The sequence below is a fragment of the Streptomyces laurentii genome (assembly GCF_040635425.1).
Lineage (GTDB): Bacteria > Actinomycetota > Actinomycetes > Streptomycetales > Streptomycetaceae > Streptomyces > Streptomyces laurentii.
Genome location: NZ_JBEYHT010000023.1, coordinates 72,960 through 95,758, shown reverse-complemented (window position 1 = coordinate 95,758; position 22,799 = coordinate 72,960). Strand labels below are relative to the sequence as shown.

At 72.0% G+C, this 22,799-nt stretch carries 17 protein-coding genes; 8 read left to right on the top strand and 9 right to left on the bottom strand.

What is annotated here, in order from left to right:
* The first annotated feature begins 67 nt into the window (after positions 1-67).
* The 3 genes from ABZ693_RS17080 to ABZ693_RS17070 all read left to right on the top strand — a co-directional run bounded on the left by ABZ693_RS17080 (position 68) and on the right by ABZ693_RS17070 (position 2,899).
* Entirely contained in the window at positions 68-910 is an 843-nt protein-coding gene (locus ABZ693_RS17080) for a ComF family protein (RefSeq protein WP_359877387.1), read from the top strand.
* A 295-nt stretch (positions 911-1,205) separates the two neighbouring features.
* Positions 1,206-1,886 carry a ribosome hibernation-promoting factor, HPF/YfiA family gene (gene hpf, locus ABZ693_RS17075; RefSeq protein ID WP_359877385.1) on the top strand — a complete coding sequence of 227 codons (681 nt, stop codon included), beginning with the start codon at positions 1,206-1,208 and terminating at the stop codon, positions 1,884-1,886.
* Positions 1,887-2,143: 257 nt separating this feature from the next.
* Positions 2,144-2,899: a response regulator gene (locus ABZ693_RS17070; RefSeq protein ID WP_359877382.1), complete on the top strand. Its 756-nt coding sequence runs from the start codon at positions 2,144-2,146 to the stop codon at positions 2,897-2,899.
* An 87-nt stretch (positions 2,900-2,986) separates the two neighbouring features.
* Here ABZ693_RS17070 and ABZ693_RS17065 read toward each other — a convergent pair whose 3' ends face one another.
* Both ABZ693_RS17065 and ABZ693_RS17060 read right to left on the bottom strand, forming a co-directional pair.
* Complete coding sequence (locus ABZ693_RS17065; protein ID WP_359877379.1) at positions 2,987-4,168, bottom strand: winged helix-turn-helix domain-containing protein; 1,182 nt, start codon at positions 4,166-4,168, stop codon at positions 2,987-2,989.
* A 100-nt stretch (positions 4,169-4,268) separates the two neighbouring features.
* Positions 4,269-4,865 carry a GNAT family N-acetyltransferase gene (locus ABZ693_RS17060; RefSeq protein WP_359877376.1) on the bottom strand — a complete coding sequence of 199 codons (597 nt, stop codon included), beginning with the start codon at positions 4,863-4,865 and terminating at the stop codon, positions 4,269-4,271.
* Positions 4,866-5,117: 252 nt separating this feature from the next.
* On the opposite strand from ABZ693_RS17060, the gene secA reads away from it, so the two are divergent.
* Positions 5,118-7,919, top strand: a complete 2,802-nt coding sequence (gene secA, locus ABZ693_RS17055; RefSeq protein WP_359877374.1) for a preprotein translocase subunit SecA — start codon at positions 5,118-5,120, stop codon at positions 7,917-7,919.
* A 260-nt stretch (positions 7,920-8,179) separates the two neighbouring features.
* On the opposite strand, the gene ABZ693_RS17050 is transcribed toward secA, so the two are convergent.
* Positions 8,180-8,629, bottom strand: coding sequence for an Rv3235 family protein (locus ABZ693_RS17050; protein ID WP_359877371.1), 450 nt, complete (start codon positions 8,627-8,629; stop codon positions 8,180-8,182).
* 235 nt (positions 8,630-8,864) lie between these two features.
* Between ABZ693_RS17050 and ABZ693_RS17045 the strand changes: the two genes are divergently transcribed.
* Together ABZ693_RS17045 and ABZ693_RS17040 are read left to right on the top strand one after the other, a co-directional pair.
* Complete coding sequence (locus ABZ693_RS17045) at positions 8,865-9,371, top strand: DUF6912 family protein (RefSeq protein WP_359877369.1); 507 nt, start codon at positions 8,865-8,867, stop codon at positions 9,369-9,371.
* Between the two features lie 120 nt (positions 9,372-9,491).
* Positions 9,492-10,148, top strand: coding sequence for an HAD family hydrolase (locus ABZ693_RS17040; protein WP_359877366.1), 657 nt, complete (start codon positions 9,492-9,494; stop codon positions 10,146-10,148).
* Positions 10,149-10,245: 97 nt separating this feature from the next.
* Here the strand turns inward: ABZ693_RS17040 and ABZ693_RS17035 are convergent, their stop codons facing one another.
* Complete coding sequence (locus ABZ693_RS17035; RefSeq protein ID WP_359877363.1) at positions 10,246-10,809, bottom strand: DJ-1/PfpI family protein; 564 nt, start codon at positions 10,807-10,809, stop codon at positions 10,246-10,248.
* 467 nt (positions 10,810-11,276) lie between these two features.
* On the opposite strand from ABZ693_RS17035, the gene ABZ693_RS17030 reads away from it, so the two are divergent.
* A complete protein-coding gene (locus ABZ693_RS17030; RefSeq protein WP_359877360.1) occupies positions 11,277-16,280 on the top strand; it encodes an NAD-glutamate dehydrogenase in 5,004 nt (1,667 codons plus the stop codon).
* A gap of 147 nt (positions 16,281-16,427) precedes the next feature.
* Here ABZ693_RS17030 and ABZ693_RS17025 read toward each other — a convergent pair whose 3' ends face one another.
* From ABZ693_RS17025 to ABZ693_RS17015, 3 genes are read right to left on the bottom strand one after another with little or no spacing between them, the layout of a single operon-like run.
* Complete coding sequence (locus tag ABZ693_RS17025; protein WP_359877357.1) at positions 16,428-17,801, bottom strand: glycosyltransferase family 87 protein; 1,374 nt, start codon at positions 17,799-17,801, stop codon at positions 16,428-16,430.
* Positions 17,802-17,827: 26 nt separating this feature from the next.
* Positions 17,828-18,697 carry an ABC transporter ATP-binding protein gene (locus ABZ693_RS17020; RefSeq protein WP_359877355.1) on the bottom strand — a complete coding sequence of 290 codons (870 nt, stop codon included), beginning with the start codon at positions 18,695-18,697 and terminating at the stop codon, positions 17,828-17,830.
* Entirely contained in the window at positions 18,690-19,550 is an 861-nt protein-coding gene (locus tag ABZ693_RS17015; protein WP_359877418.1) for an ABC transporter permease, read from the bottom strand. Before ABZ693_RS17015 ends, ABZ693_RS17020 begins: the two co-directional genes overlap by 8 nt.
* Positions 19,551-19,841: 291 nt before the next feature.
* Here ABZ693_RS17015 and ABZ693_RS17010 point away from each other — a divergent pair, with 291 nt between their 5' ends.
* Positions 19,842-20,447, top strand: coding sequence for a TetR/AcrR family transcriptional regulator (locus ABZ693_RS17010; protein WP_359877353.1), 606 nt, complete (start codon positions 19,842-19,844; stop codon positions 20,445-20,447).
* 21 nt (positions 20,448-20,468) lie between these two features.
* Here the strand turns inward: ABZ693_RS17010 and ABZ693_RS17005 are convergent, their stop codons facing one another.
* A complete protein-coding gene (locus tag ABZ693_RS17005) occupies positions 20,469-21,383 on the bottom strand; it encodes a carbohydrate ABC transporter permease (RefSeq protein WP_435842443.1) in 915 nt (304 codons plus the stop codon).
* Positions 21,380-22,648, bottom strand: a complete 1,269-nt coding sequence (locus ABZ693_RS17000; protein ID WP_359877414.1) for a carbohydrate ABC transporter permease — start codon at positions 22,646-22,648, stop codon at positions 21,380-21,382. Before ABZ693_RS17000 ends, ABZ693_RS17005 begins: the two co-directional genes overlap by 4 nt.
* Between the last annotated feature and the right edge of the window lie 151 nt (positions 22,649-22,799).

The following is a 22,799-nucleotide window of genomic DNA, read 5'->3' as shown; positions in this document are numbered from 1 at the left end:
ACGGCCCTTGGCCGTCCGTTGTCCACAGGGGTGGCCGGGCGGGCGGCGCGAGGAGGACAGTGGGGCCGTGCGCGGATGGTGGCGCGAGGTCGCCGGACTGGTGCTGCCGGTCTCCTGCGAGGGCTGCGGGAGGCCGCGTACGGCGCTGTGCGCGGCGTGCGCGGACACGCTGACCGGGCCGGGGCGGACGGGGCCCGGCCGGGTGCGGCCGGCGCCGGAGCCGCGCGGGCTTCCGGTCACGTACGCGGCGGTGCCGTACGAGGGCGTGGCGCGCGCCCTGCTGCTCGCCCACAAGGAGCGCGGCGCGCTGCCGCTCGCCGGACCGCTGGGCGCGGCGCTCGCCGGGGCCGTCACGGCCGTCGCGGGGGCCGCGGGCGCGTCCGGATCCGGTCCGCTGCTGCTCGTACCGGTGCCGTCCTCGCGGCGCTCCGTACGGGCACGTGGCCACGATCCGACGCGGCGCGTCGCGCTCGCGGCGGCCGGACGGCTGCGGCGGGCGGGACGGGCGGCGCGGGTACTGCCGGTGCTGCGGCAGCGTCGTACGGTGGCCGACCAGGCGGGCCTCGGCGCGGCGGAGCGGCGCGCGAACCTGGCGGGCGCCCTCGACGTCGCCCCGGGCGGCGCGTGGCTGCTGCGCGAGGCGGCGCGGACAGGCGGACGCGTGGTGCTCGTGGACGACCTGATGACCACCGGCGCGACCCTCGCCGAGGCGGCGCGCGCACTCGCGGCGGCGCGTCCCGCCGGACACCCCCCGTTCACCATTCCGGGATTCGCGGGCAGCCCGGAAGAAGCGGCAGCGCACCCCCTATTCGAACGCCTGACGGCTGCCGTACTCGCATCATCTCCGGCCTCGTTCGAATTAAACCGGAACTCTCCGAGAACCCGCGACGTTGCAGGTGGTGAGAGGTGAAAGTGCTCGAATGGCGGTAACTGGCCGCACCGGGTGCCGACACCCGTCCGAACGAGCTATGTTCGGTTGTGAGGAATGGCGAATGCCACGGCCTCACCGAATGCACGAGTGCGCCTCCAGAACGGGAGTTCATGAGGAATTCACCTCGGGCCGGTGGGGTGGGGTGCTTGTCGACTGGGGAGGAGGAAGGGCGAGTCGCCAAGTCCGGGGCTCCGGCAAACGCCGGGGTCTGGTGCAAAGGGAGAAGCTCGCCGGCCAAGGAGCCGTACCGAGCGATCCGGGAACGGAGTTCTGCGTGGACATCGTCGTCAAGGGCCGCAAGACAGAGGTGCCCGAGCGGTTCCGGAAGCACGTGGCCGAGAAGCTGAACCTGGAGAAGATCCAGAAGCTCGACGGCAAGGTGATCAGCCTCGACGTCGAGGTGTCCAAGGAGCACAACCCGCGGCAGGCCGACCGGTCGGACCGCGTGGAGATCACCCTCCACTCCCGAGGCCCGGTGATCCGGGCGGAAGCGGCGGCCGCGGACGCGTACGCGGCGCTCGACCTCGCTCACGACAAGCTCGAGGCGCGCCTGCGCAAGCAGCACGACAAGCGGTTCACCCGCCGGGGCGCCGGCCGGCTGTCGGCCGCGGAGGTCCCCGATGTGGTGCCCGGCGCCGCCCAGTTCAACGGCAGCGGCGAACTCGTCGTCGAAGAGGGCGAGAACGTGCCCACCACGATGATGGGCTCGATCGAGGTCCAGGGCGAAGGACCGCTGGTGGTCCGCGAGAAGACCCACAGCGCCGCACCCATGAGCCTCGACCAGGCGCTCTACGAGATGGAGCTGGTCGGGCACGACTTCTACCTCTTCGTCGACTCCGACACCAAGCAGCCCAGCGTCGTCTACCGGCGGCACGCCTACGACTACGGCGTCATCCACCTCGAGAGCGACCCGCTCGCCGAGGGCGGTGGCGCGGGAGGCGCGCTCGGCGGCTGATCCCTCGCCCCGGTCCGTCCGCGGACCGAGGAACCGCGGACGACCACCACACGAACAGTGCCCCCGAGAGCGCCCCGCGCGCTCCGGGGGCACCCCTGTGCGACCGTGCGTGACCCCGCGGGAGCACGGGATCATCGTGTTGTCGCCGCGGCATGAAATCATGGCGGGCACGTCAACCGGTGCTCCCCGAGCAGTGGTTGGGGAAAATTCGCGATTCAGCACACGACTTCAGGCCACGGCCTTCAGGGGGAGGAACGATGGCGGACCGCTTCGGGCCGGTGCACGGCGGGCGACAGCCAGGAAGCACGAGTGCCCCGGAGGGATCGGATTCGGCCATCGGAGCGTCACGGGACGAACCGATCCGGGTCCTCGTCGTGGACGATCACGCGCTTTTCCGCCGGGGCTTGGAGATCGTCCTGCGGCAGGAAGAGGACATCGAGGTCGTCGGCGAGGCCGGTGACGGCGCCGAGGCCGTCGACAAGGCGGCGGATCTGCTGCCCGACATCATCCTCATGGACGTCCGGATGCCCCGGCGGGGCGGTATCGAGGCCTGCACCTCCATCAAGGAGGTGGCTCCCAGCGCCAAGATCATCATGCTGACGATAAGCGACGAGGAGGCGGACCTCTACGACGCGATCAAGGCGGGCGCGACCGGTTATCTCCTCAAGGAGATCTCCACCGACGAGGTCGCCACCGCGATCCGCGCCGTCGCCGACGGCCAGTCGCAGATCAGCCCGTCGATGGCGTCGAAGCTCCTCACCGAGTTCAAGTCGATGATCCAGCGCACCGACGAGCGGCGGCTGGTGCCGGCGCCCCGGCTGACCGACCGCGAGCTGGAGGTGCTCAAGCTCGTCGCGACCGGCATGAACAACCGGGACATCGCCAAGGAGCTCTTCATCTCCGAGAACACCGTGAAGAACCACGTCCGCAACATCCTGGAGAAGCTGCAGCTGCACTCCCGGATGGAGGCCGTGGTCTACGCGATGCGGGAGAAGATCCTCGAGATCCGCTGACCCGGGGAAGACCGGGGGTGGGCCCGGGGCGGCACGGAAGGCGCCGGCCGCCTTCCGGTCTCCCGGGCCCCGGTCTCCCGGCCGGGCTCAGCCGAGGGCCTTCACCAGTGCCGGCGCGAGCTCCGGGGTGTCCACCCGCTCCACGGCGACCGCGTCGCAGCCCACCCACTCGGCCGCCTCGCGCAGCGCCCGCGCCACCGCCGGCACCGCCTTCGGGCCGTCCAGGGACACCTGCCGGGCCACCAGGGTCCGGCCGTCGCGCGCCGGGTCCACCCGGCCGACCAGCCGGCCACCGGCCAGGACGGGCATCGCGAAGTAGCCGTGCACCCGCTTCTGCCGGGGCACGTACGCCTCCAGGCGGTGGGTGAAGCCGAAGATCCGCTCGGTGCGGGCCCGCTCCCAGATCAGCGAGTCGAACGGCGAGAGCAGCGTCGTACGGTGCCGGCCGCGCGGCTCGGTCGCGAGCGCCGCCGGGTCGGCCCAGGCGGGCTTCCCCCAGCCCGCCACGCTCACCGGCACGAGCCCGGAGTCCGCCACCACCGCGTCGAACGCCTCGCCCTTGATCCGGTGGTAGTCGGCGAGGTCCGCGCGGGTGCCGACGCCCAGCGCCTCGCCCGCCTGCCGGACGAGCCGGCGCAGGCATTCCGTGTCGTCGAGGTCGTCGTGCAGCAGCGCGGCCGGGACGGCGCGCTCCGCCAGGTCGTACACCCGCTTCCAGCCGCGCCGCTCGGTGACCACCACCTCCCCGTACATCAGCGCCCGCTCGACGGCGATCTTCGCGTCGGACCAGTCCCACCACTCGCCCTTGTTCTTGGCGCCGCCCAGCTCGGTCGCGGTCCGCGGGCCCTCGGCCCGCAGCTGCGCGATCACCGCGTCGTACGCGGCCGGGGACAGCTCGTGGCCCCAGTGCGGGCGGTCGCGGTAGGCGCGGCGGCGGAAGGCGAACAGCGGCCACTCCTCGGCCGGCAGGACGCACGCGGCGTGCGACCAGTACTCGAAGGCGTGCCCGTCGGTCCAGTACGCGTCCTCGACGCTGCGGCGGCCGACGGCGCCGAGGCGCGCGTACGGGATCAGCTCGTGCGAGCGGGCGAGGACCGAGATGGTGTCGAGCTGGACCTGGCCGAGCCGGCGCAGCATCCCGCGCACTCCGGCCCGCCGGTCGGGGGCGCCGAGGAATCCCTGGGCGCGCAGGGTGATCCGGCGGGCTTCGTCGGCGGTCAGGTCGGCGGCGGGGCGCGGGGCGGCCGGGGTGGGCGTCGCGGTCGTCATGGTCGGCACCCTAGAGGGCGGCACCGACAGCGCGGCAGGCCCCGGCGGGGAATCCGCCGGGGCCTGCCGGGACCGGGAGGGAAGCGGGCCGGGAGACCGCTCAGGAGGCGGCGGAGGGCTCCGGCGGGATCGGCGCGGGCAGGTACGGCAGCGACGACGGCAGGCCCAGGTCGGAGGGGAGCAGCGAGCCGAGCCAGCAGTCGCGGGCGGTGTCGTTGTTGACGATGCCGGCCCGTTCGACGCCCTCGATCGTGAAGCCGGCCCGTTCGGCCACCGCGCGCGAGGGGGCGTTGCCGACCTCGGCGCGCCAGACGAGACGGTGGACGCCGAGCCCGGTGAAGGCCCAGTGGGCGAGGGCGCCGACGACCTCGGTCGTATAGCCCCGGCCGCGGTGCCCGGCGGCGGTCCAGTAGCCGATCTCCCGGACGCCGGGCCCGCAGGCGTGCAGTCCGACGGCGGCGATCAGCGGTCCACCCGCCAGCGGTTCGACGGCGAACGGGAGCTGCCCGTCCTGGCGCCAGCCGTCCGGCGCGATCCGGGTCACGAAGAACTCGGCGTCCTCGCGCGTGTACGGGGTGGGGACGGCGGTCCAGCGCTGGATCTCGGGGTCCTGGCAGATCTCGTACACCAGATCGGCGTCGTCCGGGGTGAAGGGGCGCAGGCGCAGCCGGGCCGTGGTCAGGGTGATGGGCTCCATGACGGAATTCTGGTGACCCGTCCCGAGCCGTGCGAACGGTTTTCGGAAGTGGCGGCACCTTCGGGTGGTCCCGCGCGTTCTCCCTGTCGGGAGCCGTCATGGGCGGAAGCCGGGGTTCCGGCCCTGCGGGCCTCCCTCCGCGAGCGCTGTCTCGCTTACGATGGCCGTTGCGGTGGGGACCACCTGCCGTGCCCGCGCCCGAGTCATGACAAGACCCAGTGCCAGGCCCGACCGGCAAGGAGACCAGCCTCAGTGTCCGTCTTCCAGAAGCTCATGCGTGCAGGCGAAGGCAAGATCCTGCGCAAACTGCACCGCATCGCGGACCAGGTCAACTCCATCGAAGATGACTTCGTCAATCTCTCCGACGCCGAGTTGCGGGCCCTCACCGACGAGTACAAGCAGCGGTACACCGACGGCGAGAGCCTGGACGACCTGCTCCCCGAGGCGTTCGCGACCGTCCGCGAGGCGGCCAAGCGCGTCCTCGGCCAGCGTCACTACGACGTGCAGATCATGGGCGGTGCCGCCCTCCACCTCGGGTACGTCGCCGAGATGAAGACCGGTGAGGGCAAGACCCTCGTCGGCACCCTTCCCGCGTACCTGAACGCGCTGTCCGGCAAGGGCGTCCACCTGATCACGGTGAACGACTACCTGGCCGAGCGCGACTCCGAGATGATGGGCCGCGTCCACAAGTTCCTGGGCCTGGAGGTCGGCTGCATCCTGGCCAACATGACCCCGGCGCAGCGCCGTGAGCAGTACGCGTGCGACATCACGTACGGCACGAACAACGAGTTCGGCTTCGACTACCTGCGCGACAACATGGCGTGGTCCCAGGACGAGCTCGTCCAGCGCGGCCACAACTACGCGTGCGTCGACGAGGTCGACTCGATCCTCGTCGACGAGGCCCGTACGCCGCTGATCATCTCCGGCCCGGCGGACCAGGCCACCAAGTGGTACGGCGACTTCGCCAAGCTGGTCACCCGCCTCGTCAAGGGCGAGCCCGGCAACCCGCTCAAGGGCATCGAGGAGACCGGCGACTACGAGGTCGACGAGAAGAAGCGGACCGTCGGCATCCACGAGTCCGGCGTCTCCAAGGTCGAGGACTGGCTGGGCATCGACAACCTGTACGAGTCGGTGAACACCCCGCTCGTCGGTTACCTGAACAACGCCATCAAGGCCAAGGAACTGTTCAAGAAGGACAAGGACTACGTCGTCATCGACGGCGAGGTCATGATCGTCGACGAGCACACCGGCCGTATCCTCGCCGGCCGCCGTTACAACGAGGGCATGCACCAGGCCATCGAGGCCAAGGAGGGCGTGCCGATCAAGGACGAGAACCAGACCCTCGCCACGATCACCCTCCAGAACTTCTTCCGCCTCTACGACAAGCTCTCCGGCATGACCGGTACGGCCATGACCGAGGCGGCCGAGTTCCACCAGATCTACAAGCTGGGCGTCGTCCCGATCCCGACGAACAGGCCCATGCAGCGCATGGACCAGCCGGACCTGATCTACCGGACCGAGGTCGCCAAGTTCGCCGCCGTCGTCGACGACATCGCGGAGAAGTACGAGAAGGGCCAGCCGGTCCTCGTCGGCACCACCTCCGTCGAGAAGTCCGAGTACCTGTCGCAGCAGCTCAGCAAGCGCGGCATCCCGCACGAGGTGCTCAACGCCAAGCACCACGAGCGCGAGGCCACGATCGTCGCGCAGGCCGGCCGCAAGGGCGCCATCACGGTCGCCACGAACATGGCCGGCCGCGGTACGGACATCAAGCTCGGCGGCAACCCCGACGACCTCGCCGAGGCCGAGCTGCGCCAGGCGGGCCTCGACCCCGTCGAGCACGTCGAGGAGTGGTCGGCGGCGCTGCCGGGCGCCCTGGAGCGCGCCGAGAAGGCCGTGAAGGCGGAGTTCGAGGAGGTCAAGGAGCTCGGCGGGCTGTACGTGCTGGGCACCGAGCGCCACGAGTCGCGCCGTATCGACAACCAGCTGCGCGGTCGTTCCGGCCGTCAGGGCGACCCGGGCGAGTCCCGCTTCTACCTGTCGCTGGGCGACGACCTGATGCGTCTGTTCAAGGCGCAGATGGTCGAGCGTGTGATGGCCATGGCCAACGTGCCGGACGACGTCCCGATCGAGAACAAGATGGTCACCCGGGCCATCGCCTCCGCGCAGGGCCAGGTCGAGAGCCAGAACTTCGAGACGCGCAAGAACGTCCTGAAGTACGACGAGGTGCTCAACCGGCAGCGCGAGGTCATCTACGGCGAGCGCCGCCGCGTCCTGGAGGGCGAGGACCTGCAGGAGCAGGTGCGCCACTTCATGGACGACACGATCGACGACTACATCCGCCAGGAGACCACCGAGGGCTTCGCCGAGGAGTGGGACCTGGACCGGCTGTGGAACGCGTTCAAGCAGCTCTACCCGGTCAAGGTCACGGTCGACGAGCTGGAGGACGCGGCCGGCGACCGCGCGGGCATCACGGCGGAGTTCATCGGCGAGTCCGTCAAGGACGACATCCACGAGCAGTACGACGCGCGTGAGAAGCAGCTCGGCTCGGACATCATGCGTGAGCTGGAGCGGCGCGTGGTCCTGTCCGTCCTCGACCGCAAGTGGCGCGAGCACCTCTACGAGATGGACTACCTCCAGGAGGGCATCGGCCTGCGCGCGATGGCGCAGAAGGACCCGCTGGTCGAGTACCAGCGCGAGGGCTTCGACATGTTCACCGCGATGATGGAGGGCATCAAGGAGGAGTCCGTCGGCTACCTGTTCAACCTGGAGGTCCAGGTCGAGCAGCAGGTCGAGGAGGTCCCGGTGCAGGACGCGGCCGCGCAGGACACCGCCGCGGCCGGTGCCGCCCGTCCGGAGATCCGCGCCAAGGGCCTCGACGCCCCGCAGCGCCCGGACCGGCTGCACTTCTCCGCGCCGAAGGTGGACGGCGACGGCTCGGTGGTCGAGGGCGACTTCGCCTCCGAGGGCGAGAGCGTCCCCGCGGGCGACGGCATGACGCGCGCGGAGCGCCGCAAGGCGCAGAAGAGCGCGGGCGGACGCCGCCGCAAGAAGTAAGGCCGTCCGCGGGTCCCGAGGGCCCGGTGCGTACGTGACGAGGGGGCCGGTCGCCCGGTGGGGCGGCCGGCCCCCTCGCGTATGCCCGGACGCGCCGGACCATGTGCCCGGACGCGGCGGACCGGATCCGCCGGCCGGGCCCCGACGGGCCCGTCCGGTGCGCTCGATCGGGTGGGGAGGGTGTCAAGGGCGGGCGAGGGCGTCCGCCTCCCCACGCCACCCCGCCGCCACCCTCGCCTCCCCCCCGCCCGGCGTGGGCCTCAGCGCGTCCCCGACAGGCCGTCCATCGCCAACGCGGAGCAGCGCCAGCGGAGGTCGGCGCCGCGGTCGAGGCGGAAGGCGAGCGCGCGGAAGCGGTCGCCGGTGGCGACGGTGGCGAAGACCTCGAGGGCGTCGGAGCCGGCGGCGGGCCGGCGGCAGTGGCAGCGGTGGAGCGCGGGGCGCCAGTCGGTGGAGCGGAACGGGGGCTCCGGGGCCAGCCGGACGAGTTCGTCGTACGCCTCGCCGGCCGCGTAGCCCAGCATGCTGTGCACCGGGCGGTCGCCGCTCAGGACGGCCAGCAGGCGCTCGGCGAACAGGATGTGCGGCGGCGCGGTCCGCCGGGGCGCCGTTCCCGCCCGGCCGCGCGGTCCGGTCCCGGCGCGGCCCGCGGGTCCGGTGGGGCCGGCGGGACCGGAAGGGCCGCGGGTGCGCCGGGTGTGTGTGCTCATGGGATCCCCGTTCGTCGCGGTGAGTGACCGGCTTCTACCGGGCGGTAACCCGGCTGGGGATCTTGTACGGGCGGTCCGGAGGGAGCGGCAAGCAGGCCGAGGACCGCTCGCGGTCACCCAGGGTGATTCACCTATCCGAGCGAACCGTACGACCGGTGGCGGTCTCGGCCCCGGCCTCCGGGCAGGTACCGCGCACGTATCCTGAGGGCATCTCCGACTACGAAAGCGGCCAGCCATGCGCGTGTACGTCCCTCTGACCCTCCCCGGTCTCGCACAGGCGCACAAGGCGGGCGAGCTCGGCCCCGGGCCGCTCACCGCCTACGCCGTCACCCCCGCCCTGCGGGAGTGGTACGTGAGCGACGACATCGAGGAGCTCGAGTACGCGGCCCTCAACCGGGCCGCCGCCGCCTCGCTGCGGCTGCTCGCGGGCGACCCGGCGGCCGCCCGGCGGCGCGTGGTCGTCGCGGTCGACGTGGCCGACAAGGACGCCGTCGTCGACCCGGACCGCGGGCTGGACGCGGGCGCGCTCGGCGAGGTCCGGATCGCCTCCGCCGTACCGCTGGCCAAGGCCGCCGCCGTGCACGCCGACGCCGACGACGCCGAGGCGGACGTCGCGGCCGCGGCCGGCGCGCTCGGTGCCGCCGACCAGGGCGACGACGACGCGCAGTTCACCGTCGACGGGGCCGAGGACCACGAGCTGCTCTGGTTCGGCGTCCAGGAGATCCCCGCGCTCCTCGGCTGAGTCACTCCTCGGCCGCGCCCCGTCGGGCCGGTCCCCTCGCGCCGGTCCCGTCGGGCCGGGTGCCCGGCCGAGCGAAACGGCCGGTCACAGTGTCGGAGCGGGCCGGTACCGTGGACGTCCATGGGGAAGCACACGAAGCATCTGGTCTGGGACTGGAACGGCACACTGCTCGACGACATCGGCGCCGTCATCGGGGCGACCAACGCGTCCTTCGCGGAAATCGGGTTCGAACAGATCACTCTGGAGCAGTACCGGGAGCTGTACACGGTCCCGGTGCCGAAGTTCTACGAGCGGCTGATGGGGCGACTGCCCACCGAGGACGAGTGGAACATGATGGACGGCGCGTTCCACCGCCACTACTGGGAACGCGCCGAGGCCTGCGGGCTCACCGAGGGCGCGGCGGACCTGCTCGCCGCCCGGCAGGAGTCCGGGTTCACCCAGTCGCTGCTCTCCCTCGCGCCGCACGAGGAGCTGATACCGATCGTGCGCCGGCACGGGATCGCGGAGCGCTTCGTACGGATGGACGGCCGTACCGGCGGCCCCTCGGGGAAGTCGGGGCACATGGTGCGCCACCTGCAGGCCCTGGGCGACGTGTCCGCGGACCGGGTCGTCGTGATCGGCGACGCGGCGGACGACGCCGTGGCGGCCGCGCACGTCGGCGCGAAGGCGGTCCTGTACACCGGCGGATCGCACAGCAGGGCGTCCCTGGAGAAGGTCGGCGTCCCGGTCGTGGACTCGCTCGCCGAGGCCGTGGCCATCGCCGACGAGCTGGTCTGAGGCCCGCCGAGGGGCCGTACGGCCCCTGACGCGCCATGGCCCCCCGCCGCCCGGGTACGGGACGGCGAGGGGCCATGGCCGGTACGGGGTACGGGGGCTACGCCTCCGCCGCCGTCGCGCGCAGGACCTTCAGGAACTCCCGCATCCACGTCGGGTGGTCCGGCCACGCCCGGGAGGACACCAGCCGGCCGTCCACCACCGCCGCCGTGTCCTGGAAGCTCGCGCCCGCCGCCTGCATGTCCGGCTCCAGGGCCGGGTACGAGGTGACGCGCCGCCCCTCCAGGCTGCCCGTGACCGCCGTCAGGAGCGGTCCGTGGCAGATCTGCGCGACCGGCTTGTCCGCGTCGAAGAACGACTTGAGGATCTTGCGCAGCTCGGGGTCGTTGCGCAGATACTCCGGGGCCCGGCCGCCCGGGATCACCACGGCCGTGTACTCGCCCGGGTCGACCTCCGAGAAGGCCAGATCGGCGGGCCAGGTGTAGCCGGGCTTCTCGGTGTACGTGTCGTAACCCGGCTCGAAATCGTGCACGACGAACCGCAGCTGCTTGCGCGCCGGGGCCGCGATGTCGACTTCGTACCCTTCCTCGAGCAGTCGCTGGTACGGGTACATCACCTCCAGCGATTCCGCCGCGTCCCCCGTCACGATCAAGATCTTCGCCATGGCGGCTCCCACGTCCCGTCTCGTATGGCCGATGCCCGGATGACAGATTCCCGGGCCCTGACGACGCCTTCCCGGGCGGATCCCGGGGGCCGGATGCCGTCGGAGCCCCGGGGAACCATGCGTCGCTGTCCAGATCGTCAAACTTCCGGCCCTGGTTTTGTACACATAAGGCTCATGACGGTCGGGGGGGCGAGAGCGATAGGCTTTCGTCGTGATCAGCGCGATACGCCGAGGGGGCAGCGGAGCCCCCGGCTGCCGCCCGGTCCGCCACAGCGGCCGGGTCGACGGTGCGTTCGCCGATCCTCTCCGTCCGGGCGCGACACCCGCCGCACACGTCGTGGCCGAGAAACGCCCGGACATCTCTCATCGCGGCACAACGTCATCGTCGACCGGTACCACCGCGGCGTGGCGTTGTGTCCTTTCTTCCACCGACGTCACGCAATGGCGCGCGACAGGAGTCAGAGGACATGCAGACCAAGCTGGACGAAGCCAAGGCCGAGCTGCTCGATCGGGCCGCCCGGGTAGCTGAGAACAGCCCGGTCGGGGGGCTACTTCCGACAGGGCCGGAGAAGGGCCGTCGTCCGGACCACGCGACGCTGCTCGACTACCTCCAGCGCTACTACCTGCACACCGCTCCCGAGGACCTCACCTACCGCGACCCCGTCGACGTGTTCGGCGCCGCGCTCTCGCACTACCGCCTGGCCGAGAACCGTCCCCAGGGCACCGCGAACGTGCGCGTGCACACCCCGACGGTCGAGGAGAACGGCTGGACCTGCAGCCACTCCGTCGTCGAGGTCGTCACCGACGACATGCCGTTCCTCGTCGACTCGGTGACCAACGAGCTGTCCCGCCAGGGCCGCGGCATCCACGTCGTGATCCACCCGCAGGTCCGCGTCCGCCGCGACGTGACCGGAAAGCTCATCGAGGTCCTGGCCAAGGACCCGCAGGAGGCCAAGGGCGCCAAGAACGGCAAGGGTGCCAAGGGCGCCAAGGCCGAGCAGGCGCACGATGTGCTCAGCGAGTCCTGGATCCACGTCGAGATCGACCGCGAGACCGACAAGGCCGACCTCAAGCAGATCACCAGCGACCTGCTGCGCATCCTGTCCGACGTCCGCGAGACGGTCGAGGACTGGGAGAAGATGCGCGAGGCCGCGCTGCGCATCGCCGAGGGCCTGCCCGAGGAGCCCACCGCCTCCGACCTGCGTCCCACCGAGGTGGAGGAGGCCCGCGAGCTGCTCCGCTGGCTCGCCGACGACCACTTCACCTTCCTCGGCTACCGCGAGTACGCGCTGGTCGACGGTGACGCCCTGTCCGCCGTCCCCGGCACCGGGCTCGGCATCCTGCGCGCCGACCCGCACCACAGCGGCGACGACAACCACGCGCACCCCATCTCGCCGTCCTTCAGCCGGCTGCCCGCCGACGCCCGCGCCAAGGCGCGCGAGCACCGCCTGCTGATCCTGACGAAGGCCAACAGCCGCTCGACCGTGCACCGCCCCTCGTACCTCGACTACGTGGGCGTGAAGAAGTTCGACGCCGACGGCAACGTCGTCGGCGAGCGCCGCTTCCTCGGCCTGTTCTCGTCGGCCGCGTACACCGAGTCCGTGCGCCGGGTGCCGGTCATCAAGCGCAAGGTCCAGGAGGTCCTCGAGGGCGCCGGCTTCGCGCCGAGCAGCCACGACGGCCGCGACCTGCTCCAGATCCTGGAGACGTACCCGCGCGACGAGCTGTTCCAGACCCCGGTCGACCAGCTCCGCACCATCGCCACCAGCGTCCTGTACCTCCAGGAGCGCCGCCGGCTGCGCCTCTACCTGCGCCAGGACGAGTACGGCCGCTACTACTCGGCCCTCGTCTACCTGCCGCGCGACCGCTACACCACGCGCGTCCGGCTGCGGATCATCGACATCCTCAAGGAGGAGCTGACCGGCACCAGCGTCGACTTCACGGCCTGGAACACCGAGTCGATCCTCTCCCGTCTGCACTTCCTCATCCGCGTCGAGCCGGGCACCGAGCTGGCCAAGCTCACCGAGGCCGACGTCGACCGCATCGAGGCCCGGCTCGCCGACGCCACCCGCTCCTGGGCCGACGGCTTCGCCGAGGCGCTCAACGCCGAGTGCGGCGAGGAGCGCGCCGCCGAGCTGCTGCGCCGCTACGGCAACGCCTTCCCCGAGGGCTACAAGGCCGACCACTCGCCGCGCGCCGCCGTCGCCGACCTGGTCCACCTCGAGGACCTGGTGGGCAGCGGCAAGGACTTCGCGCTCTCCCTCTACGAGCCGGTCACCTCCGGCAGCGGCGAGCGCCGGTTCAAGGTCTACAAGACCGGCGACCAGATCTCGCTGTCCGCCGTCCTGCCGGTCCTCGGCCGGCTCGGCGTCGAGGTCACCGACGAGCGTCCGTACCAGCTGCGCTGCTCCGACGGCTCGGACGACGCCTGGATCTACGACTTCGGTCTGCGGATGCCCGCGGCGACCGCCAACGGCGGCGGCCTCGGCGACGACGCGCGCGAGCGCTTCCAGGAGGCCTTCGCCGCCACCTGGACCGGCGCCGCCGAGAACGACGGCTTCAACTCGCTCGTCCTGTCCGCCGGGCTCACCTGGCGCGAGGCGATGGTGCTGCGCGCGTACGCGAAGTACCTGCGGCAGGCCGGTTCGACGTTCAGCCAGGACTACATGGAGGACACCCTCCGCAACAACGTCCACACCACGCGGCTGCTGATCAACCTCTTCGAGGCCCGCATGGCGCCGGAGCGCCAGCGCGCCGGCACCGAGCTGATCGACGGCCTCCTGGAGGAGCTGGACGGCGCCCTGGACCAGGTCGCGTCCCTCGACGAGGACCGCATCCTGCGGTCCTTCCTCACCGTCATCAAGGCCACGCTGCGGACCAACTTCTTCCAGAAGACCCCGGAGGGCGTCCCGCACGCCTACGTGTCGATGAAGTTCGACCCGCAGGCCATCCCGGACCTGCCGGCCCCGCGCCCGGCCTTCGAGATCTGGGTGTACTCGCCGCGCGTCGAGGGCGTCCACCTGCGCTTCGGCAAGGTCGCCCGAGGCGGTCTGCGCTGGTCCGACCGCCGTGAGGACTTCCGTACGGAGATCCTCGGCCTGGTCAAGGCGCAGATGGTGAAGAACACCGTCATCGTGCCGGTCGGCGCCAAGGGCGGCTTCGTCGCCAAGCAGCTCCCGGACCCGTCCGTGGACCGCGACGCGTGGCTGGCCGAGGGCGTCGCCTCGTACAAGATGTTCATCTCCGCGCTCCTCGACATCACCGACAACCTGGTCGGCGGCGAGGTCGTGCCCCCGGCGGACGTGGTCCGCCACGACGAGGACGACACCTACCTGGTCGTCGCCGCCGACAAGGGCACCGCGAGCTTCTCCGACATCGCCAACGGCGTCGCCGAGTCGTACGGCTTCTGGCTGGGCGACGCGTTCGCCTCCGGCGGCTCGGCCGGCTACGACCACAAGGGCATGGGCATCACCGCCCGCGGTGCCTGGGAGTCGGTCAAGCGCCACTTCCGCGAGCTGGGCCACGACACCCAGACCGAGGACTTCACGGTCGTCGGCGTCGGCGACATGTCCGGTGACGTCTTCGGCAACGGCATGCTGCTCTCCGAGCACATCCGTCTGGTGGCCGCCTTCGACCACCGCCACATCTTCATCGACCCGACCCCGGACGCGGCCACCTCGTACGCCGAGCGCCGCCGCCTCTTCGAGCTGCCCCGCTCGTCCTGGGCCGACTACAACCCGGCGCTGCTGTCCGCGGGCGGCGGCGTCCACCCCCGTACCGCCAAGTCGATCCCGGTCAACGCGCACATGCGGACCGCGCTCGGCATCGCCGACGGCGTCACCAAGATGACCCCGGCCGAGCTGATGCAGGCCGTCCTCCACGCGCGCGTCGACCTGCTGTGGAACGGCGGCATCGGTACATACGTGAAGTCCTCGGCCGAGTCGAACGCCGACGTCGGCGACAAGGCCAACGACGCCATCCGCGTCGACGGCCGGGACGTGCGCGCCCGCGTCGTCGGCGAGGGCGGCAACCTCGGCGCGACCCAGCTGGGCCGCATCGAGTTCGCCCGGTCCGGCGGCCCCGAGGGCGACGGCGGCAAGATCAACACCGACGCCATCGACAACAGCGCCGGTGTGGACACCTCCGACCACGAGGTCAACATCAAGATCCTGCTCAACGGCCTGGTCACCGAAGGTGACATGACCGTGAAGCAGCGCAACAAGATCCTCGCGCAGATGACCGACGAGGTCGGCGCCCTGGTGCTGCGCAACAACTACGCGCAGAACACCAACCTGGCCAACGCCGTGGCCGAGGCGTCCTCCCTGCTCCAGGCCCAGCAGCGGTTCATGCGCCGGCTCGGCCGGGACGGCGCGCTCGACCGCGCGCTGGAGTTCCTGCCCAACGACCGGCAGATCCGCGAGCTGCTCAACGGCGGCCGCGGCCTGAGCCAGCCGGAGCTGGCCGTCCTGCTCGCGTACACCAAGATCACGGTGGCCGACGAGCTGATCGGCACGAGCCTGCCGGACGACCCCTACCTGCGCGGGCTGCTGCACGCGTACTTCCCGACGCTGCTGCGCGAGCAGTTCACCGAGGCCGTCGACAGCCACCCGCTGCGCCGGGAGATCGTCACCACGGTGCTGGTCAACGACACCGTCAACTCCGGTGGCTCGTCCTTCCTGCACCGGCTGCGCGAGGAGTCCGGCGCCTCGATCGAGGAGATCGTGCGCGCGCAGACCGCGGCCCGCGCGATCTTCCGCCTGAACGAGGTCTGGGACGCCGTCGAGGCGCTCGACAACAAGGTGGCCGCCGACGTCCAGACCAAGATGCGGCTGCACTCGCGCCGGCTCGTCGAGCGCGGCACCCGCTGGCTGCTCAACAACCGGCCGCAGCCGCTGCAGCTCGGCGAGACCATCGAGTTCTTCGCGGAGCGGGTCGAGCAGGTCTGGCAGAAGCTGCCGACGCTGCTGCGCGGCGCCGACCAGGTCTGGTACCAGTCGGTCCTGGACCAGCTGACCGAGGCCGGCGTGCCGGAGGAGCTCGCGGTCCGCGTGGCCGGCTTCTCCTCCGCCTTCCCGACGCTCGACATCGTCGCGATCGCGGACCGCACCGGCAAGGACCCGCTGGCGGTCGCCGAGGTCTACTACGACCTGGCCGACCGGCTGAGGATCACCGGCCTGATGGACCGGATCATCGAGCTGCCGCGCGCCGACCGGTGGCAGTCGATGGCCCGTGCCTCGATCCGCCAGGACCTGTTCGCCGCGCACGCCGCGCTCACGGCGGAGGTCCTGACGGCCGGCGAGGGCGAGGCCACGCCGGAGGAGCGGTTCGCCGCCTGGGAGTCCGAGAACACGGCGATCCTGGGCCGGGCGCGCACGACCCTGGACGAGATCCAGGGCTCGGACGCCTTCGACCTGGCGAACCTGTCCGTCGCGATGCGGACGATGCGCACGCTGCTGCGTACGCACAGCTGATCGCCGGATCGCCGGATCGGTGATCGGCTGATCCGCGCAGATGAGTGAGAGGGGGCGCCCCCGCCGGTACGACCGGTGGGGGCGCCCCTTTTTCGCACAGCATATGCGCGCGCTGTTCCGTGTCCGGGGTTACGCGTGCGTCCGGGGTTACGCGTGCGGGGGCACCGCCGACGTCCACAGGCGGCGGGCGGCGAGCGCGGCGGCCGCGACCAGCAGGCCGTTGCGCAGCAGCATGACGACGACGCCCGTCCAGGTACCGGTGACGACGTCCATGTACAGCACCGGGTACGCCAGCACGCTGAGCAGCGCGGCGGGCAGCAGCAGCACCGCGACCGGCCGCATCACGGTGGCGCGGGAGGTGAGGCAGACGGCGGCGAGGCCGAGCAGCCAGATCAGGTACTGGGGACTGATCACCCGGCTGGTGACGGTGAACAGCAGCACCGCCGCGAGCGCCGCGTCCGCCGGGGTGGCCGCCGTCCAGTCGCGGGCCCGCAGCCGCCACAGCAGCAGCCAGATGAAGGCGAGCGCGGTGAGCAGCAGGGCCAGGTGCCCGAGGGTGGACACGTAGGGGCCGACGTACTCGAAGGAGCCGTAGCGCAGTTCGACGAAGCCCCGCCACAGGCCGGTGACGCGCGCGAGGGCGATGCCGGTGCCGACGGTCGACTCGATCTGCACGCCCCGCCCGCTCTGCTGCCGCAGGAAGTCCAGGGAGCCGGTGAAGAACATCGCGAGCGTGGCGAACAGCGCGAGGGCCGTGAGGGCGGCGGCGGCCCATGCCTCGCGAGTGGTGCGTCCGCGCGGGGTGCCGATCAGGGCCAGCGCCGGCCACACCTTGACCATCGCGCCGAGCCCGGCGAGCACGCCGGCGGCGCGGTGCGCGGAGGGTTTGCGGGACTTCAGCGCGAGCAGGGCGAGGACGGCGAGGGCGGTCGTCATCACGTCGTAGCGGGCGAGCGGGAGGTGCAGCAGGAGCGGCAGGCCGAGCACCCAGTACCAGGCGCCGTGGGTGAGGCGGGCGCTGTCGGCGTGGGCCAGGGCGAGCACGACGACGGCGTCGGCGAGCAGCGTGAGCAGGACGAAGGCCTGGAAGTACGTGAGCCAGGGCAGCACGCCGGGCGCCATCACGACCAGGGCGGCGCCCGGCGGGTACTGCCAGGTGACGTCGCCGGGCGGGAAGGTGCCGAGCGCGAACAGGCCGTACCAGTAGTGGTAGAGCGCGTACACCTCGCTGGCGACGCCGCCGATGCCGAGCCGGTCGCGCCACAGCAGGAACAGTATCCCGGCGCGGGTCAGCGCCCAGACGGCGGCGAGCGCGAGCAGCGGGCCGCGGCCGACGGTCACGAACGTGGCGGAGGTGAAGGTCTCCGACTCGAACGGGGAACGGGTGAGGCCCGGCGGCGGGGTGGCGGAGGCGGTACGGGTCGCCGGCGGGCCGACGGCGGGGGCACCGCGCGCGGCGTCGTGCGGGGCGTCGTCCGTGGCGTGGGGCGGGGCGTCGTGCGGAGAGGGCTCGTTCGTCATCCCTCCGCACTTTAGGGCGCTATGCCCTATTTACGGCCGGTCTTGCCCGCCGCGCCGGTGAATTCCTCGTACGCCGCCACGACCTCGCGCGCGGGGCCGTCCCTCCGCAGCGTGCCCGCCTCCAGCCACAGCGCCCGGTCGCAGGTGTCGGTGATGGTCGAGTTCGAGTGGCTGACCAGGAAGACCGTGCCCGCCTCGGCGCGCAGCTCGTCGATCCGCTGCCGGCTGCGCCGCCGGAAGCCCGCGTCGCCGGTGGCCAGGGCCTCGTCGATGAGCAGGACGTCGTGGCTGCGGGCGGCGGCGATGGAGAAGCGGAGCCGGGCGCCCATGCCGGAGGAGTAGGTGCGCATGGGGCGGGAGATGGCGTCGTCGCGCTCGTTGACGCCGGAGAACTCGACGATGCCGGCGTAGCGGGCGGCGATCTCGCGGCGGCTCATGCCCATGGCGAGCCCGCCGAGGATCACGTTCCGTTCACCCGTCAGATCGCCCATGAGCGCCGCGTTGACGCCGAGGAGCGAGGGACTGCCCTGGGTGTACACGCGGCCCGCGCTCACCGGCAGCAGGCCCGCGATCGCCTTGAGCAGGGTCGACTTGCCCGAGCCGTTGGAGCCGATGAGGCCGATCGCCTCGCCCCGGAAGGCGGCGAAGCTGACGCCCTTGACCGCGTGGACCTGGCGGGTGCCGGGGGCCTTGGTGGCGGCAGTAGTGGCGCGGCGGCGGGTGGCGATACGGCTGAGCGCGGCGGTGGCGCCGCCGCGGCCGCCGGCCCGGCCGCCCTGGACGGTGTACGTGACGTGGACGCCGTCCGCGACGACGGTGGGGGTGCGCTCGGGCGTCGCCGCGCGGGCCTGGGGAGCGTACGAGGTGGGCGCGGTGTGCGCGGTGCGGTCAGCCACGGCCGTAGGTCTCCTCTGCCTTCCAGAAGTAGACGAATCCGCCGGCGAAGGCGAGCGCCGCCCAGCCCGCCGCGAGCGCCCACACGTGCGGCGGGAGCTGGGAGGCGTGGAAGCTGTCGACGAACGCGAAGCGGAGCAGGTCGATGTAGACGGCGGCGGGGTTGGACCGGAGCGCCACGATCACGCCGTGCGGCAGGTCGCGGCCCTGGGTGAGGTGCGGGATCGACCACATGACCCCGGAGGCGTACATCCAGCTGCGCAGCACGAACGGCATCAGCTGCGCGATGTCCGGCGTCTTCGCCGCGAGCCGCGCCATGGCGAGCGCGAGACCGGTGCCGAAGAGGGTCTGGCACAGCAGCGCGGGGATCGCGAGCAGCCAGCTCGCGCGCGGGAACTCGCCGAAGCAGAACAGGATCGCCACCAGCGCGCCGAGCGAGAACAGGAGTTGCTGGAGCTGCTGGAGGGCGAGCGCGATGGGCAGGCTGGCGCGCGGGAAGTGCAGGGCGCGGACCAGGCCCATGTTGTCGCTGATGGCGCGGGTCCCCGTCATGATCGTCTGCGAGGTGAAGGTCCACGCGAAGACGCCCGTGAGCAGGAACGGGACGTAGTCCGGGATGCCGCGCTTGACGTTCATGAGGACGCCGAAGATCGCGTAGTAGACCGCCGCGTTGAGCAGCGGGGTCATCACCTGCCAGATCTGGCCGAGCCGCGCCTGGCTGTACTGGGCGGTCAGCCTGGCCGTGGCGAAGGCGGTGATGAAGTCCCGCCGGGACCACAGCTGCCGTACGTACGCGGGGAGCGAGGGGCGCGCGCCGCTGATGGTCAGGCCGTGGCGCAGGGCGAGGGCGCGCAGCTCCTCGGAGGTGAGGGGCGCGCCCGGCGCGGTGGCGGCGGGTCCGGCGGTGGCTCCGGCGGTGGTGCCGGCGGTGGTGCCGGGGGCGGCGGGCGGGGGTGGCGCGAGGGTCCGAGTGGTCACGGGATCCCCTTCGTTCCTGGGGTGGGGGCGCTGGAGGGGTGCGACAGGGCGACGGGACGGGTCCGTATCGTCGCTACGTGGAGCGTAGGGCTGCATGCGTCGGAACGCAACCGTATCGTCGATACGTAGACGTCTTTCGGGAGGAACCCGCTGGTTAAGATCCTGGGTATGACGACAGCCCCGGGAACCCCACGCCGCGCACCCGCGGGAGCCGCCGTGCTCCGCGAGGACGTGACCGACGCGATCCGGGCCGCCGTCTTCGCGGAACTGGCCGCGGTCGGCTTCTCCCGGATGTCCATCGAGGGCATCGCGCGCCGCGCGGGCGTCGGCAAGACCGCCGTCTACCGGCGCTGGAAGTCCAAGCTCTCGCTCGTCGTCGACGTCGTCGGCGCCGTCGCCGTGCAGGGACTGCCCGCCCCCGACACCGGCTCGCTGTACGGGGACGTCCGCGCCCTCCTCGAAGTCGCCTCGCACGCGCTGCGCCACCCGGTCGCCTCGCAGGTCATCCCCGACCTGCTGGTCGAGGCCGTCCGGCACCCCGAGATCGCGGACACCCTGAAGGCCGCCCTGCTCGACAGCCAGCAGGGCGTGGTGGCGCAGATCGTCCAGGCCGCCGCCGGGCGCGGCGAACTGCCCGCGGACACCGACCCCGACCGGGCCCTGGACCTGGTGCTCGGCCCGCTGTACTGGCGCCTGGTGGTCGTCCGTACGGAGCCCCCGCGGGGCTACCTCGACGACCTCGCGCGCGCGACGGTGGCCGCGCTCACCGCGTAACCCCAGGGCTCACCCTCGGGGCTACTTCACCGCGCCCGCCATCACCCCGGACACGAACTGCCGCTGGAACGCGAAGAAGACCACCAGCGGGATCACCATCGACACGAACGCGCCCGGCGCGAGCACGTCGATGTTGTTGCCGAACTGCCGGACCTGCTGCTGGAGCGCCACCGTGATCGGCGGCGACTGGGCGTCCGCGAAGATCAGCGCCACCAGCATGTCGTTCCACACCCACAGGAACTGGAAGATCCCCAGCGAGGCGATGGCCGGCCCGCCCAGAGGCATGACCACCCGCGCGAACAGGCGCAGCTCGCCCGCCCCGTCCAGCCGGGCCGCCTCCAGGAGTTCGCGGGGGATCTCGGCGAAGAAGTTCCGCAGCAGGAAGATCGCGAACGGCAGCCCGTAGGCCGTGTGGAACAGCACCACGCCCAGCGTCGTCTCGAAGATCCCGAGCGTGCCGAACAGCTTCGACACCGGGACGAGCGCCACCTGCACCGGCACCACGAGCAGTCCCACCACCAGCAGGAACCACCAGTCGCGGCCCGGGAAGTCCAGCCAGGCGAAGGCGTAGCCGGCGAACGAGCCGATGACGATGACGAGCAGCGTGGCCGGCACGGTGATCAGGATCGTGGAGCCGAGGGAGCCGGTGATCGTGTCGTTCGCGAGCAGGTCGCGGTAGTTCTCGGTGGTCAGCCGCGCCGGGGCGGTGAACACCTGCCACCAGCCGCTCGCGGCGATGTCGGACGGCGAGCGGAGCGAGGAGAGCAGCAGCCCCGCCGTCGGCATCAGCCAGAACAGCGCGACCAGGACGAGGAAGATCCGGACCGCGCCCGAGGCGGTCCGGGCCGCGATCCGCGCCGCGGTCCGGGACACGCGCCGGGGCTGGGTGGCGGGCTCGACGGCGGCGGGCGCGGTGGTGGCGGACGGGGAGGTCACCGGCGGCTCTCCTTTCGCATCCGGCGGATGTTGACCGCCATCACCGGCAGGACGAGGAGCAGGAGCAGCACGGCGATCGCCGAGCCGACGCCCAGGTCCGCGCCCGTGCCGAAGGACGAGCGGTACAGCTGGAGGGCGAGGACGTTCGCGTCGTCGAGCGCCGAGCCCGGCGCGATGACGAAGACCAGGTCGAAGACCTTCAGGACGTTGATCATCAGGGTGACGAGGACGACGCCGAGCACCGGCGCGAGCAGCGGGACCGTGATCCGGCGGAACACCTGCCACTCGTTCGCCCCGTCGACCCGCGCCGCTTCGAGGAGCTCGCGCGGCAGGCCCGCGAGCCCGGCCGCGATCAGCACCATCGCGAACCCGGCCCACATCCACACGTAACTGCCGATGATCGCCGGGGTGACGAGCGTGGGGCCGAGCCACGCCACCCCGTCGTACTGCTCGCGGAAGTTGCTCGCGGGCAGCCGCAGGACGGCGCCGTCGGCGGCGGCCGGCAGCCGGAAGGTGCCGTCCGCGGCCGCCGTGGTCCGTGCCACCACCCGGCCGTCCTTCACCGCCTCGATCCGCAGTCCGTCGAGGCCGAGTTCCTTCGGGTCGACGGCGTTCGGCCGTCCCCCACCGCCCCGGGTGAAGTCCAGCCACGCGACCCCGCTGATCTCCCCGTGGGGGGAGTCGGCGGGAGTACGGGCAGGGCGCGCGTCCTTCGGCATCTGCGCCGGAGCCACCCCGACGAGCGGCAGCAGGGCCGGCCGCCCGGCGCGGACCGGCGCCTTGGTCTCGTACGCCCCGCCGCCCGCCGCCTTCAGCGGATGCGCCGGCAGCGGCCGGGCGCGAGGGAAGGACGACGACTCGGCGAAGGTGTCGTGCACGCCCACCCAGACGGCGTTCGCGACGCCGCGGTCCGGATCCTGCTCGTACACCAGCCGGAAGATGATCCCGGCGGCGAGCATCGAGACCGCCATCGGCATGAAGACGACCAGCTTGAACGCCGTGCCCCAGCGGACCCGTTCGGTGAGCACCGCGAAGATCAGGCCGAGCGCGGTGGCCACGGTCGGCGCGACGACCACCCAGATCAGGTTGTTGCGGATGGCCGTACGGATCGTGCCGTCCGTGAAGAGCGTGACGTAGTTGCCGAGGCCGGCGAAGGAGTCGCCGCTCTTGTCGAAGAAGGAGCGCTGCACCGAGTAGCCGATGGGGTAGACGACCAGCGCGCCGAGCAGGACGAGGGCGGGGAGGAGGAAGACGGCGGCGGTCAGCGCGGAGCGGGGGCGGAGGGACCGCCGCCCGGACCCCGCGGGTGTGCCGCGCCGGGGGGATCCGGAGGATCCGGCGGAACCGGCGGTCCCCGTGGACCCGCCGGGGCCGCCGGTTCCACCGGACGAGGGGGGAGCGGTGGTGCCGTGCGCG

Coding starts and splice junctions, on each gene's coding strand:
- ABZ693_RS17035 (WP_359877363.1), bottom strand. CDS start 10,809: ATGGCGAAGATCTTGATCGTGACGGGGGACGCGGCGGAATCGCTGGAG.
- ABZ693_RS17070 (WP_359877382.1), top strand. CDS start 2,144: ATGGCGGACCGCTTCGGGCCGGTGCACGGCGGGCGACAGCCAGGAAGC.
- ABZ693_RS17060 (WP_359877376.1), bottom strand. CDS start 4,865: ATGGAGCCCATCACCCTGACCACGGCCCGGCTGCGCCTGCGCCCCTTC.
- ABZ693_RS17050 (WP_359877371.1), bottom strand. CDS start 8,629: ATGAGCACACACACCCGGCGCACCCGCGGCCCTTCCGGTCCCGCCGGC.
- ABZ693_RS17010 (WP_359877353.1), top strand. CDS start 19,842: ATGACGACAGCCCCGGGAACCCCACGCCGCGCACCCGCGGGAGCCGCC.
- ABZ693_RS17040 (WP_359877366.1), top strand. CDS start 9,492: ATGGGGAAGCACACGAAGCATCTGGTCTGGGACTGGAACGGCACACTG.
- ABZ693_RS17065 (WP_359877379.1), bottom strand. CDS start 4,168: ATGACGACCGCGACGCCCACCCCGGCCGCCCCGCGCCCCGCCGCCGAC.
- ABZ693_RS17030 (WP_359877360.1), top strand. CDS start 11,277: ATGCAGACCAAGCTGGACGAAGCCAAGGCCGAGCTGCTCGATCGGGCC.
- ABZ693_RS17045 (WP_359877369.1), top strand. CDS start 8,865: ATGCGCGTGTACGTCCCTCTGACCCTCCCCGGTCTCGCACAGGCGCAC.
- ABZ693_RS17025 (WP_359877357.1), bottom strand. CDS start 17,801: ATGACGAACGAGCCCTCTCCGCACGACGCCCCGCCCCACGCCACGGAC.